The organism is Streptomyces sp. CB02056 (assembly GCF_001905545.1).
GTDB lineage: Bacteria > Actinomycetota > Actinomycetes > Streptomycetales > Streptomycetaceae > Kitasatospora.
On the sequence record NZ_LIPD01000001.1, the window covers coordinates 570370 to 584216 of the forward strand.

Sequence of the window (13847 nt, forward strand, 5' to 3'; positions counted from 1 at the left end):
TCTGCCTGAGGGAGGGGTTGACGCCTTGAAGTGTCGGCCCGACTCTTGGTGGTCACCCCCGGTTTCCTAAGCCGGCCGATGATCACATAGGCTCAAAAGAAAAAGGGAAGCTCGGCGTGTTCGTTGAAACGCGTGCCTGGAGCCACCTAGTGTCCTGTGTCACCAGACTGTGTTTCCTGGTGATGTGACGGAGACACAGAACTAACCCTAAAGGTCAAGTTTAGGGTTGGGGTCGGCGGTCGGCATTTCGGACATTCAGTCAGAAACCAGGCTCCCTACCCATCGACATCCGTCGGTACGGCCCCGCCCCGGGTCGGGCCGACCCGGAAATTCGAGGCGAGAGGCCTTCGACGTGGCAGCACCGCAGAACTACCTCGCAGTCATCAAGGTCGTCGGAATCGGCGGCGGTGGTGTCAACGCCATCAACCGGATGATCGAGGTCGGTCTCAAGGGCGTCGAGTTCATCGCGATCAACACCGATGCGCAGGCCCTCCTGATGAGCGACGCCGACGTCAAGCTCGATGTGGGCCGTGAACTCACCCGGGGCCTCGGCGCCGGCGCCAACCCCGAGGTCGGCCGCAAGGCCGCCGAGGACCACCGCGAGGAGATCGAGGAGGTCCTCAAGGGGGCCGACATGGTCTTCGTGACCGCCGGCGAGGGCGGTGGCACGGGCACGGGCGGCGCGCCCGTCGTCGCCAACATCGCGCGCTCGCTGGGCGCCCTGACGATCGGCGTGGTCACCCGCCCCTTCACCTTCGAGGGCCGCCGCCGGGCCAACCAGGCCGAGGACGGTATCGCCTCCCTGCGCGAAGAGGTCGACACCCTCATCGTGATCCCCAACGACCGGCTGCTGTCCATCTCGGACCGCCAGGTCAGCGTCCTCGACGCGTTCCGCTCGGCCGACCAGGTCCTGCTCTCCGGTGTCCAGGGCATCACCGACCTGATCACCACCCCGGGTCTGATCAACCTCGACTTCGCCGACGTCAAGTCCGTCATGTCGGACGCCGGTTCGGCGCTCATGGGCATCGGCTCCGCCCGCGGTGAGGACCGCGCCAAGGCCGCCGCCGTGATGGCGATCTCCTCGCCGCTGCTGGAGGCCTCGATCGACGGCGCCCGCGGCGTGCTGCTGTCCATCTCGGGCGGCTCCGACCTCGGCCTGTTCGAGATCAACGAGTCGGCCCAGCTGGTCAGCGAGGCGGCGCACCCCGAGGCGAACATCATCTTCGGTGCGGTCATCGACGACGCGCTCGGCGACGAGGTCCGGGTCACCGTCATCGCGGCCGGCTTCGACGGCGGGCAGCCGCCGGCGATCGTCCGCGACCCGGTGGTCAAGTCCACCACCCCGGAGCGCCCGGCCACCCCGCCGGCCGCCCCGGAGCGCCCGGCCGGCCGCCCGTACGGGACGATCGGCTCGGTGACGTCCCGTTCGGAGGGCGAGTCCTCGACCACCACGTCGAGCCGGAGCGCCGAGACCTCGACCACCACGACCGCCTCCGCCCCGGTTCCGCCGCAGGTGCAGCCGGCCCGGCAGCCGTTCGTGGAGAGCCCGGCCGAGGAGCTCGACGTCCCGGATTTCCTTAAGTGATCGATCACGCGATCCGCGCGGGTGCTCACTTCGCCTTCACCTCACGGTGGGGCGGGGTGAGCACTTCGCCGTACGGGGAGCTCAACCTCGGCGGCGCGGTGGGGGACGACCCGGAGGCCGTGCGGGAGAACCGGGCGCTGGCCGCCCGGCGGCTGGGGCTCGACCCGGCCGACGTGGTGTGGATGAACCAGGTGCACGGCGCCGAGGTCGCGGTGGTGACCGAGCGCCAGCCGCTCGGGCAGGCCCCGACGGTGGACGCGGTGGTCTCCGACCGGGCGCTCGCGCTGGCGGTGCTGACCGCCGACTGCACCCCGGTGCTGCTGGCCGATCCGGTGGCGGGCGTGGTGGGCGCGGCCCACGCGGGCCGGCCCGGGCTGGCGGCCGGGGTGGTGCCCGCGGCCGTCCGGGCGATGGTCGAACTGGGCGCGGAGCCCTCGCGGATCACCGCCGCCACCGGGCCCGCGGTCTGCGGCCGCTGCTACGAGGTGCCGGCCGAACTGCGCGCCGAGGTCGCCGCGGTGGTGCCGGAGGCCTTCGCCGAGACGTCCTGGGGGACTCCGGCCCTGGACGTGCCGGAGGGAGTCGCGGCCCAGCTGGCCGCGGCGGGGGTCAAGGAGCTGGTGCGGTCACCGGTCTGCACCCTCGAATCCGCCGATCACTACTCCTATCGCCGCGAGCAGCGCACCGGCCGGCTCGCGAGCTACGTCTGGTTGGGCTCTGATCACTGATGACGAACGACATCTACGGACCGTTCCCGGGGAGCGCCGCGTTCGTGGCGGCGCTGACGGAGGGCCAGCGGGCCCGGTACGAGGAACTCGGCACCAACCTCGACGTGGTCGAGCGCCGGATCGCGGACGCCTGCGCGGCCGCCGGGCGCGCCCGGAGCGAGGTCACCCTGGTCGTCGTCACCAAGACCTACCCCGCCGAGGACACCGCGCTGCTGGCCGGACTCGGTGTGACGGATGTCGCGGAGAACCGTGACCAGGACGCCGCTCCCAAGGCGGAGCAGTGCAGAAACCTTCCTCTTGACTGGCACTTCGTCGGCCAGCTGCAGACCAACAAGGTCCGCTCGGTCGTCCGGTACGCGAACCACGTGCACTCGGTGGACCGGCTCCGGCTGGTCCAGTCGCTCTCCGCGGCGGTGCTCAAGTCGGAGCGCCCGGAGCTGGGTTGCCTGGTGCAGGTGGCGCTGGACAAGGCGTACGGGGAGGGTGAGCACCGGGCGGGGGTCGCGCCGGAGGACGTCGCGCAACTGGCCGACGCGATCGCCGACACGCCCGGGCTGCGACTGGACGGTGTGATGACCGTCGCTCCGCTGGCGGGCCCGCTGGCCGGGGATCCGGCCCGCGCCTTCGATCGGCTGACGGAAATCGCAACCGCCGTACGGGCGGACCATCCGGCTGCCACCATGGTCTCCGCAGGGATGAGCGGCGACCTTGAGCAGGCGATTGCCGCCGGAGCGACACATGTGCGCGTCGGAACGGCGGTACTCGGAGTGAGGTCACCCCTCAGGTAACGTCACCGGGTAAGTAGATCAGACAGCAGGACAAAATAGGACAGAATCTAGCAGCTCTTCGGAGCGCTAGCGAACCGTGGATCGCAGCTCCGCGGCCCCCACTCCACGAAACTGACCGGCCGTCGGGCTGACGCGCCGTCGTGGAGGGGCCGCGGAATCCGCAGGCAGGGCCGTCATGTGCCCGGGTTGCCGGGACGGAGCCGGTCCTGACGGAGCGAGCGGAGCGAGCGACCATCAGAAGGTGCGCGCATCGCGAAGCCCGCCACCGAGCGTCAGCGAGGTGGCTATGAGCGGAGGAGACAGGAGCATGGCCGGCGCAATGCGCAAGATGGCGGTCTACCTCGGCCTCGTGGAGGACGAGACGTACGACGGCCAGGGGTACGACCCCGACGACGACTACGACGCGGACCCCGAGCCGATCCGGACGGGCCAGCGGACCGAGGACATCCCCCGGCCGGCCCCGGCTCCGGTGGCCGCCGCGCCCGCTCCGGTCTCCTCGATCGCCCCGCAGCCGGTGCCCGCGGCGGTGCCGATCCGACAGGAGACTCCGAGGATGGCCCCCGTGTCGTCCATCACACCCGAACGTCGCCACAACCTGGAGAAGAGCGCACCGGTGATCATGCCCAAGGTCGTGAACGAACGAGAGCCCTACCGCATCACCACGCTGCACCCCCGGACCTACAACGAGGCCCGTACCATCGGGGAACAGTTCCGCGGCGGCACCCCCGTGATCATGAATCTGACGGAGATGGACGACACCGACGCGAAGCGCCTCGTAGACTTCGCCGCTGGACTCGTCTTCGGTCTGCACGGCAGTATCGAGCGCGTGACACAGAAGGTGTTCCTGCTGTCGCCTGCTAACGTCGATGTCACGGCGGAGGACAAGGCTCGGATCGCCGAGGGTGGGTTCTTCAACCAGAGCTGACCCGGCCACGACTTTACGTGTGGATCTGATCAACAGTGGTTTAGCGACAGGTGACGAGCGGCAGGCCCGAGGGATCGGGACCGGGGAGAGGGAAACGCGATGGACATCGTGTGGGCGGTGCTCTACTACGCCCTGACCGTCTTCCTGGTGTTCCTGCTCGTACGACTGGTCATGGACTGGGTCTTCCAGTTCGCGCGTTCGTGGCGGCCCGGCAAGGCCATGGTCCTGGTCCTGGAGGCCACGTACACTGTCACGGATCCGCCGCTCAAGCTTCTTCGGCGGCTCATTCCGCCGTTGCGTTTCGGGGGCGTGGCGCTCGACCTGTCCTTCTTCGTACTGATGATCATTGTGTATGTCCTGATCTCGCTTGTGCACCCCTAGTCGTAGGTGAGCGATGCGACAGGATGCCGGTGTGCCGACGATCACGTTGAGGTGAAGAGATGCCATTGACCCCCGAGGACGTTCGGAACAAGCAGTTCACGACCGTCCGCCTGCGTGAAGGCTATGACGAGGACGAGGTCGATGCCTTCCTCGACGAGGTCGAGGCGGAGCTGACCCGCCTCCTCCGGGAGAACGAGGACCTGCGCGCCAAGCTGGCCGCGGCGACTCGTGCCGCCGCGCAGAACCAGGCCAACCTGCGCAAGGAGCCGCAGCAGGACGCGCCCCGACAGGGCGGCGCTCCGGTGCCGGCCGCCATATCCGGTCCGCCGGTCCCCGGCCAGCAGGGTCCGGGCGGCCCGCAGCAGATGGGCCCCGGTGGTCCGCAGCAGATGGGTCCGGGTGGTCCGCAGCAGATGGGCCCCGGCGGCCCGCAGCAGCAGATGGGCAACCAGCCTCTCGGCCTGCCCGCCGGATCCGCCCCGCAGCTTCCCGCTGCCGGTGGCCCGCAGCAGCAGCAGATGAACCAGACCATGGGCGGCCAGCAGCAGCTGGTCCAGCCGATGGGCGGTCAGATGCTCCAGCCCATGGGCGGTCCCGGTGGCCCGCAGCAGATGGGCAACCCGATGGGCCAGGGCATGGGCCAGCAGCAGATGCAGCCGATGGGCGGCCCCATGGGCGGCCCGCAGCAGCAGATGCAGCCGATGGGCGCCCCGATGCAGCAGCAGGGCCCCGGTGGCGACAGCGCGGCCCGCGTGCTGGCGCTCGCTCAGCAGACCGCCGACCAGGCGATCTCCGAGGCCCGCTCCGAGGCCAACAAGATCGTCGGCGAGGCGCGCAGCCGGGCCGAGGGCCTGGAGCGCGACGCCCGTGCGAAGGCCGACGCGCTGGAGCGGGACGCGCAGGAGAAGCACCGCGTCGCGATGGGCTCGCTGGAGTCGGCGCGGGCCACGCTGGAGCGCAAGGTCGAGGACCTGCGGGCGTTCGAGCGTGAGTACCGCACCCGTCTGAAGTCGTACCTGGAGACCCAGCTGCGTCAGCTGGAGTCGCAGGCCGACGACTCGCTCGCCCCGCCGCGGATCCCCGCCACCGCGTCGCTGCCGCCGGCGGCCTCGTCGATGGCTCCGGCCGGTGCCGGCGCGATGAGCGGCGGTGCGCCGAGCTTCGGTGGCGGCCAGCCGTCCTTCGGGGGCAACTCGCCGTCCTTCGGCGGGAACAGCTCCTTCGGTGGCAACTCCTCGGCGCCGAGCTTCGGCGGCCAGTCGACCGGTGGCAACAGCGGTGCTCCGCAGATGCAGCCGGCCGGGATGACCCAGCCGATGGCGGCCGTCCGTCCGCAGCCGCCGCAGCCGATGCAGCAGGCTCCGGCGCCGATGCGGGGCTTCCTGATCGACGAGGACGGCGACAACTGAGGTTGTAGCAGCGCCTTCCGAGAGCGCCCCCTTTCCGACCCACGGGTCGGGGAGGGGGCGCTCTTCTGCGTGGGGGGCGTGCGGGGAGGGGAAGCGCTGCGGCCGGGGGCGTGGGGATCCGGGCGGGGGCGTGCGGGAGCCGGGGTGGCTGCGGGGCTTGGGCGGGTACGGCGAAGCCGCCGTCACCCCGGGGTGACGGCGGCTTCGTTGTCGGGTGGTCAGGCCTTGCGGAGCTGGAAGGCCAGGCCGAGCGACTCGTCGGCGAAGGTCTCGGACTCCCAGTCGGCGGCACCGGCGGCGAAGTCGGTGGCGAGGACCTCCTCGGCGACGAGGGGACCGTGCTCGGCGATCGCCTCGGCGGTCTCCTCCGAGGCGGCGCGCCAGCGCAGGACGATGCGGTCGGCGACGTCCAGGCCGGAGTTCTTCCGGGCCTCCTGGATCTGGCGGATGGCGTCGCGGGCGATGCCGAGCCGCTTGAGCTCCGGGGTGATGGCCAGGTCGAGGGCGACGGTGGCGCCGGACTCGTTGGCGACGGCCCAGCCCTCGCGCGGGGTCTCGGTGATGATCACCTCGTCCGGGGAGAGGGCGACCGTCTCGCCGTCCAGCTCGACCGAGGTCTCGCCGGTGGCGCGCAGCTCGGCGGCCAGGCGGGCGGCGTCGGTGGCGGCGACCGCCTTGGCGACGTCCTGCACGCCCTTGCCGAAACGCTTGCCCAGCGCGCGGAAGTTGGCCTTGGCGCTGGTGTCGACCAGCGAGCCGCCGACCTCCGCCAGCGACTCCAGGGTGGAGACGTTGAGCTCCTCGGCGATCTGTGCGCGCAGGTCGGCCGGCAGCTCCTCCCAGCCCTGGGCGGCGACCAGCGCGCGGGACAGCGGCTGACGGGTCTTCACGCCGGACTCGGCGCGGGTGGCCCGGCCCAGCTCGACCAGGCGGCGGACCAGCGCCATGTGCCGGGAGAGCTCGGTGTCGATCAGCGACTCGTCGGCCTCCGGCCAGGTGGCCAGGTGCACCGAGGCCGGGGCCTCCGGGGCGACCGGGACGACCAGGTCCTGCCAGACCCGCTCGGTGATGAACGGGGTGAGCGGGGCCATCAGGCGGGTGACCGTCTCCAGCGCCTCGTGCAGCGTGGCGAGCGCGGCGGCGTCGCCCTGCCAGAAGCGGCGGCGGCCGCGGCGGACGTACCAGTTGGACAGGTCGTCGACGAAGCCGGACAGCAGCTTGCCGGCGCGCTGGGTGTCGTACGCCTCGTAGGCCGCGTCGACCTCGCGGACCAGGGTGTTCAGCTCGGAGAGCACCCAGCGGTCCAGCTGCGGGCGGTCGGCCGGGGCCGGGTCGCTCGCCGAGGGCGCCCAGTTCGAGGTGCGGGCGTACAGGGCCTGGAAGGCGACGGTGTTCCAGTAGGTGAGGAGGGTCTTGCGGACCACCTCCTGGATGGTGCCGTGGCCGACCCGCCGGGCCGACCAGGGCGAGCCGCCGGCCGCCATGAACCAGCGGACGGCGTCGGCGCCGTGCTGGTCCATCAGCGGGATCGGCTGGAGGATGTTGCCCAGGTGCTTGGACATCTTGCGGCCGTCCTCGGCGAGGATGTGGCCCAGGCAGACGACGTTCTCGTAGCTGTTCTTGTCGAACACCAGGGTGCCGATCGCCATCAGCGTGTAGAACCAGCCGCGGGTCTGGTCGATCGCCTCGGAGATGAACTGCGCCGGGTAGCGCTTCTCGAACAGCTCCTTGTTCTGGTACGGGTAGCCGTACTGGGCGAAGGGCATCGAGCCCGAGTCGTACCAGGCGTCGATGACCTCGGGCACGCGGGTGGCGGTGCCGCCGCAGTCGCGGCAGTCGAAGGTCACCGCGTCGATGTACGGGCGGTGCGGGTCGAGGCCGCTCTGGTCGGTGCCGGTGAGCTCGGACAGCTCGGCCAGCGAGCCGACGCAGGTGAGGTGGCCCTCCTCGCAGCGCCAGATCGGCAGCGGGGTGCCCCAGTAGCGGTTGCGGCTGAGCGCCCAGTCGATGTTGTTGTTCAGCCAGTCGCCGAAGCGGCCGTGCTTGACCGTGTCCGGGTACCAGTTGGTGGCCTCGTTCTCACGGATCATCGCGTCCTTGACGGCGGTGGTCCGGATGTACCAGGACGGCTGCGCGTAGTAGAGCAGCGCGGTGTGGCAGCGCCAGCAGTGCGGGTAGCTGTGCTCGTACGGCAGGTGGCGGAAGAGCAGGCCGCGCTCCTTGAGGTCCGCGACCAGGTCCTCGTCGGCCTTCTTGAAGAACTGGCCGCCGACCAGCGGGACCTCGGGGGCGAAGGTGCCGTCGCCGAGCACCGGGTTGACCACCGGCAGGCCGTACCGGCGGCAGGTCGCGAGGTCGTCCGCGCCGAAGGCGGGGGACTGGTGGACGATGCCGGTGCCGTCCTCGGTGGTGACGTACTCGGCGGTGACGACGTAGTGGGCGTTCTCGATCTCGACCAGGTCGAAGGGGCGGCGGTAGGCCCAGCGCTCCATCTCGGCGCCGGTGAAGGACTCGCCGGTGGTCTCCCAGCCCTCGCCGAGCGCCTTGGCGAGCAGCGGCTCGGCGACGACGAGCTTCTCGTTCCCGTCGGTGGCCACCACGTAGGTGACCTCCGGGTGGACGGCGGCGGCGGTGTTGGAGACCAGGGTCCACGGGGTGGTGGTCCAGACCAGCAGGGCGGCCCGGTCGGCCAGCGGGCCGCTGGTCAGCGGGAAGCGGACGAAGACCGAGGGGTCGACCACGGTCTCGTAGCCCTGGGCCAGCTCGTGGTCCGAGAGGCCGGTGCCGCAGCGCGGGCACCAGGGGGCGACGCGGTGGTCCTGGACCAGCAGGCCCTTGTCGAAGATCTGCCGGAGCGACCACCAGACGGACTGGACGTACGACGGGTCCATCGTCCGGTAGGCCTCGTCGAGGTCGACCCAGTACCCCATGCGGGTGGTCAGCTCGGTGAAGGCGTCGGTGTGGCGGGTGACCGACTCGCGGCACCTGGCGTTGAACTCGGCGATGCCGTACGCCTCGATGTCCTGCTTGCCGGAGAAGCCCAGCTCCTTCTCGACGGCGAGCTCGACCGGCAGGCCGTGGCAGTCCCAGCCGGCCTTGCGGGCGACGTGGTAGCCCTTCATGGTCCGGAAGCGCGGGAAGACGTCCTTGAAGACGCGGGCCTCGATGTGGTGGGCGCCGGGCATGCCGTTGGCGGTCGGCGGGCCCTCGTAGAACACCCACTCGGGGCGGCCCTCGGACTGCTCCAGGCTGCGCTGGAAGATCTTGTTGTCCTGCCAGAACGACAGGATCTGGTGCTCCAGGGCAGGCAGATCCACCTGCGCGGGGACGGGGTTGTAGGTGCTGGCCATCGCGGCGTCTACCTCCGGCGGATGCTGGGACTGGATCCTCCGGAGGGACGAGACGGACCAGGCCGCCCCGCGGTACCACCCTCCTTGGCCGCGGTACTGCTGTTCGCGGCCCTCTTGTTTGGGCTTGCTGCCGGTTCTAGTGGGCCGCTGCGGCATCGCGGCGGCCGTTCTTCCGGCGGCTCCGGGGTGATCTTCCCGCCGTGCACACCCCCGGGCTCGCACCGTCCCCGGGTCGCTGGTGGCTGCGTACGTCGGTACTCGTCCCATCTGCGCCTTGCAGGCCCAGTGTATCGGCCGGGCGAGTCGGTTTGTCCAAAGCGTTTCCCGGCAGGCGGTCCGCGGGCGCGCCGACGGGCGCCCCGGGAGTGCTCCGGCCATGCTCCGGGAGCGCTTCGGGAGCACTCCGGGGGCGTGCGGCGGCGGAGGTTAGCCGGAGTCGATCTGGGCACAAATCCATGAGCGCACGGGGCGTGACGGTTGGGGCGGCTGCCTGGGTGGGAACGTTATGAGGCGTCGGTATGTCATGTTGTGACCGGTTTTGATCGGGATTATCGTTCCGGCACTGGAAGCCGCCGGGAACCGGCGGCTCGATTCGTTCGTAGATGGGGTCGAAAGCCATGGCTGAGAAGGGAACCGGCGCGGGTACCGCCACCAAGCGGGCACGCAAGGCCGTGGCGGTCGACCCAGGGGAGGGGACCGTGACCACTACCGCACCGAAGAACGGCACCGACACCGTCACCGCGCCGCGCGGCGCCGAGTCCGTGGACCCGGCCACGCTGCCGGTCCGGCCGGGCGAGGACCCGTGGACCACCGAGGAGGTCCACGAGCTGCACGACGAGCTGATCAGCGAGCTGGACCGGCTCCGCAGCGAGATCGACGCCGCCGAGGCGGCCATCTCCGGCCTGATGCGCGACTCCAACGACGGGGCCGGCGACGACCAGGTGGACGCCGGTACGAAGAACATCTCGCGGGAGAGCGAACTGGCGCTGGCCAACAACGCGCGCGACAGCCTGGCGCAGACCGAGCGCGCGCTGGAGCGGCTGGAGGGCGTCGGCTTCGGCACCTGCGAGTCCTGCGGGCAGGCCATCGGCAAGGCCCGGATGCAGGCCTTCCCCCGGGCGACGCTCTGTGTGCAGTGCAAGGCCAAGCAGGAACGCCGCTGACCAGGGCGGCCGGAGGGACGCGAGGGGTCGGGCTTGCCGTACGCTCGACCCCGTAACGTCGCCTGAAGGATGCCGCCTGACGCGTTCGTGAACGCGGGCAGGCCATCACCGGCCCACCACCCTCCCCCTCCTGCGGACCGGGGGAGCTCCACCGGCAGCGGAGCGGATCATCAGCACGCAAGGTTCCCCCCAGACCCGGGACGACGCCGTCCCGACCCCCGCCGATGCCGTGGAGGTGCCCGTGGCCGAGCCGACCGGGGCGTCCGCGGACACCACGACGGACGGGAAGCCCAAGGGTCCGCGGCGGATCGGCGTGCTGCTGGTCGTCGCGGTGCTCGCCCTCCTGATCGACCTCGGCAGCAAGCTGCTGGTGGTCGCCCGGCTGGAGAACCACGCGGCGATCAAGGTGATCGGGGACGTGCTCACCCTCCAGGTGATCCGGAACTCGGGCGCGGCCTTCGGGATGGGGCAGGCGCTGACCGTCGTCTTCACGGTGATCGCCTCCTCCGTCATCGTGGTGATCTGGCGGATCGCCCGGAAGCTGTACAGCCTGCCCTGGGCGATCGCGCTCGGGCTGCTGCTCGGCGGGGCGCTCGGCAACCTCACCGACCGGCTGTTCCGCGCGCCCGGGGTCTTCCGCGGCCACGTGGTGGACTTCGTCTCCGTCCAGTACTTCGCGGTCTTCAACCTCGCGGACTCGGCGATCGTCTGCGGCGGAATCCTGGTGGTCCTGCTCTCCTTCCGGGGCAGCAACCCGGACGGGACCGTCCACCAGGAGGTCGAGAAGGCCGGGAAGCCGGAGCAGGGCGAGAAGTAGCGCCGGACCGCCGGCGGGCGGGGGAGGGCCGCGGTTCCGGCATACTCGTACGGGTGAGTACCGCAGCGCAGATCCGCAGCCTCCCCGTTCCCGACGGCCTGGAGGGCGAGCGCCTCGACGCCGCCCTGGCCCGGATGTTCGGCTTCTCCCGGACCAAGGCCGCCGAGCTGGCCGCCGACGGCAAGGTGATGATCGACGGCGCCGTGGCCGGCAAGTCGGACCGGGTGACCGCCGGCTCCTGGCTGGAGGTCGAGATCCCCGCCCCGGCCGCGCCGGTGCGGATCGTCGCCGAGCCCGTCGAGGGCATGCGCATCGTGCACGACGACGAGGACATCGTCCTGATCGACAAGCCGGTCGGCGTCGCCGCGCACCCCAGCCCGGGCTGGACCGGCCCCACCGTGATCGGCGGACTGGCCGCGGCCGGGTACCGGATCTCCACCTCGGGCGCCGCAGAGCGCCAGGGCATCGTGCACCGCCTGGACGTCGGCACCTCCGGGCTGATGGTCGTCGCCAAGTCCGAGCGCGCGTACACCGACCTCAAGCGGCAGTTCCACGACCGGATCACCGAGAAGCGCTACCACACGCTGGTGCAGGGCCACCCGGACCCGATGAGCGGGACGGTGGACGCGCCGATCGGGCGGCACCCCAGCTCGGACTGGAAGTGGGCCGTCACCCGCGACGGCAAGGCGTCGATCACCCACTACGACCTGATCGAGGCGTACCGGGCCGCGTCGCTGCTGGCGATCAAGCTGGAGACCGGGCGCACCCACCAGATCCGCGTCCACATGTCCGCGCTGCGGCACCCCTGCGTGGGCGACCTCACGTACGGCGCCGACCCCACGCTGGCCAAGCGGCTCGGGCTGACCCGGCAGTGGCTGCACGCGGTGTCGCTCGGCTTCGAGCACCCGGCGGACGGGCAGTGGGTCGAGTTCTCCAGCGAGTACCCGGAGGACCTCAAGAAGGCGCTGGACATCATCGCGGCGGAGAGCTGAGATGACGGCCGCCGAGGTGCCGGCCGTCACCGTCCGGGTCGTCGACGGGGAGGCGGACCTGGAGCTGGCGCGGGCCGTCCGGCGCGAGGTCTTCGTCGTCGAGCAGAACGTGCCCGAGGAGCTGGAGTACGACGAGTACGACGCGACCTCGGTGCACCTGCTGGCCGTCGGGGCCGACGGGGCCGCGCTGGGGACGGCGCGGCTGATCTTCGGCGAGCAGGCGCGCGGGCTCACCGGGGGTGTCGAGGGGCGCGTGCTGCTCGGGCGGCTCGCGGTCGTCGCGGCCGCCCGGGGGACGGGGCTGGGCGCGGAGCTCGTCCGGGCCGTCGAGGCCGCGGGGGCCGAGCGCGGGGGCGTGGAGGTCGAGCTGCACGCGCAGGTGCAGGCGCTCGGGTTCTACGAGCGGCTGGGGTACGTGGCCGAGGGGCCGGTGTACGACGACGCCGGGATACCGCACCGGACGATGACACGGGTGCTGTAGGACCCGTTCTGATCGCGCGGTTCCCCGCGCCCCTGTCCGGGGCGCGGGGAACTCCGCTTTTCGGGGCTTCGCCGGCGGGGCCGGGCGCCGGTCAGGTGTCGGTGGTGCGGAGGCGGGGGAGCGCGTGGGGGTGCTCGTCGCGCAGGTGGGCGATGAGCTGCTCGCGGATGTCGAAGCGGAGCCGGGCGGCGTCGTCGGGGGTGCGGGCGGTCATGGTGGCGCGGACGACGATGGTGCTGGGCGTGGTGTCGGTGACGTCGAGGGCCCACTCGCCGCCGTCCCAGAGCGGGTGCCGGTCGAGGCGGGCGCGCAGGGTGGTGCGCAGCTCGTCCACCCGGGTGGTGTGGTCGAGGTGGAGCAGGACGGCGGCGAGCAGGCCGGGGTCGCGGCGGGTCCAGTTCTCGAAGGGCTTGTTGACGAAGTACGAGACCGGGACGATCAGCCGGCGGTAGTCCCAGAGCCGGACCACCAGGTAGCTGAGGGTGATCTCCTCGACGGTGCCCTGCTGGCCGTCCACGACCACGGTGTCGCCGATCCGGACGGTGTCGCCGAAGGCGATCTGGAGGCCGGCGAAGAAGTTGCCCAGGGTGCTCTGGGCGGCGATGCCGGCCACGATGCCGATGATGCCCGCCGAGGCGAGCAGGCTGGCGCCGATGGTGCGCATGGCGGAGAAGGTCAGCAGCATCACGGCCACCGTGACCACGACGATCAGCGCGTCGGCCGCCCGGCGCAGCATGCTGATCTGGGTGCGCACCCGCTGGACCCGGGCCGGGTCGTCGACGCGGCTCTCGTACCGGCTGAGCAGGGCCTCCAGGACGGCGGCCACCACGCGGACGGTGAGCCAGCCCAGCGAGGCGAGCAGGAGCAGCAGGAGCAGGTGCTGGGCGCCGTCGTCGTGCTTCAGGTGGAAGATCCGCTGGAGCGGCTTGGCGGCGAGCAGCAGGGCCGACACGACGGCGAGCTGGAGCGGGATCCGGCAGCGGCGCAGGAGCGGCCAGACCGGTGCCGACGGCTGGCGGGCGGCGATCCGCTGGAGGGCCTGGTCGACGATCCAGCCGATCGCCAGGGTGGCGGCGACGGTGGCGAGCAGCGAGAGCAGCGGCCGGAGCATGCGCCGTACGATACCCGGGCACAGTGGGGCGAAGCGGACGTAGCGGCGCGGGGCTCGGGTGACACCCCGGGCGGTGCTTCCAGGGGGTGCCTTTATCGGACGCCTACCCGGACGGCG

General features: G+C 71.4%; 12 protein-coding genes. 10 read left to right on the forward strand and 2 right to left on the reverse strand.

The genetic code is table 11. The features are described 5' to 3' along the window. Positions 1-352: 352 nt before the first annotated feature. From ftsZ to AMK13_RS02520, 6 genes are all read left to right on the forward strand, one after another. Entirely contained in the window at positions 353-1585 is a 1233-nt protein-coding gene (gene ftsZ / locus AMK13_RS02495) for a cell division protein FtsZ (protein WP_049649527.1), read from the forward strand. Beyond that, entirely contained in the window at positions 1582-2313 is a 732-nt protein-coding gene (pgeF, locus tag AMK13_RS02500; RefSeq protein WP_198959299.1) for a peptidoglycan editing factor PgeF, read from the forward strand. The genes ftsZ and pgeF overlap by 4 nt, the downstream gene beginning before the upstream one ends. After that, positions 2313-3101: a YggS family pyridoxal phosphate-dependent enzyme gene (locus AMK13_RS02505; protein WP_079271769.1), complete on the forward strand. Its 789-nt coding sequence runs from the start codon at positions 2313-2315 to the stop codon at positions 3099-3101. The genes pgeF and AMK13_RS02505 overlap by 1 nt, the downstream gene beginning before the upstream one ends. 307 nt (positions 3102-3408) lie before the next feature. Continuing rightward, positions 3409-4026 (forward strand): cell division protein SepF, encoded by a 618-nt coding sequence (locus AMK13_RS02510; protein ID WP_049649528.1) that lies wholly within the window; start codon positions 3409-3411, stop codon positions 4024-4026. A gap of 99 nt (positions 4027-4125) precedes the next feature. Beyond that, complete coding sequence (locus AMK13_RS02515) at positions 4126-4407, forward strand: YggT family protein (protein ID WP_030060143.1); 282 nt, start codon at positions 4126-4128, stop codon at positions 4405-4407. A gap of 59 nt (positions 4408-4466) precedes the next feature. After that, positions 4467-5816, forward strand: coding sequence for a DivIVA domain-containing protein (locus AMK13_RS02520; RefSeq protein ID WP_074000915.1), 1350 nt, complete (start codon positions 4467-4469; stop codon positions 5814-5816). Between the two features lie 218 nt (positions 5817-6034). Here the strand turns inward: AMK13_RS02520 and ileS are convergent, their stop codons facing one another. Next, on the reverse strand, positions 6035-9166 hold the full coding sequence (gene ileS / locus AMK13_RS02525) for an isoleucine--tRNA ligase (RefSeq protein ID WP_074000916.1): 3132 nt from the start codon (positions 9164-9166) through the stop codon (positions 6035-6037). Between the two features lie 698 nt (positions 9167-9864). On the opposite strand from ileS, the gene AMK13_RS02530 reads away from it, so the two are divergent. From AMK13_RS02530 to AMK13_RS02545, 4 genes are all read left to right on the forward strand, one after another. Then, entirely contained in the window at positions 9865-10329 is a 465-nt protein-coding gene (locus AMK13_RS02530; protein ID WP_234348203.1) for a TraR/DksA family transcriptional regulator, read from the forward strand. A 241-nt stretch (positions 10330-10570) separates the two neighbouring features. After that, complete coding sequence (gene lspA / locus AMK13_RS02535) at positions 10571-11146, forward strand: signal peptidase II (protein ID WP_338016242.1); 576 nt, start codon at positions 10571-10573, stop codon at positions 11144-11146. A 53-nt stretch (positions 11147-11199) separates the two neighbouring features. Further along, positions 11200-12138: an RluA family pseudouridine synthase gene (locus AMK13_RS02540; protein ID WP_049649532.1), complete on the forward strand. Its 939-nt coding sequence runs from the start codon at positions 11200-11202 to the stop codon at positions 12136-12138. Position 12139: 1 nt separating this feature from the next. Then, positions 12140-12619 (forward strand): GNAT family N-acetyltransferase, encoded by a 480-nt coding sequence (locus AMK13_RS02545; RefSeq protein WP_049649533.1) that lies wholly within the window; start codon positions 12140-12142, stop codon positions 12617-12619. A 91-nt stretch (positions 12620-12710) separates the two neighbouring features. Here AMK13_RS02545 and AMK13_RS02550 read toward each other — a convergent pair whose 3' ends face one another. Then, positions 12711-13730 carry a mechanosensitive ion channel family protein gene (locus AMK13_RS02550; protein ID WP_049649534.1) on the reverse strand — a complete coding sequence of 340 codons (1020 nt, stop codon included), beginning with the start codon at positions 13728-13730 and terminating at the stop codon, positions 12711-12713. Positions 13731-13847 lie beyond the last annotated feature (117 nt).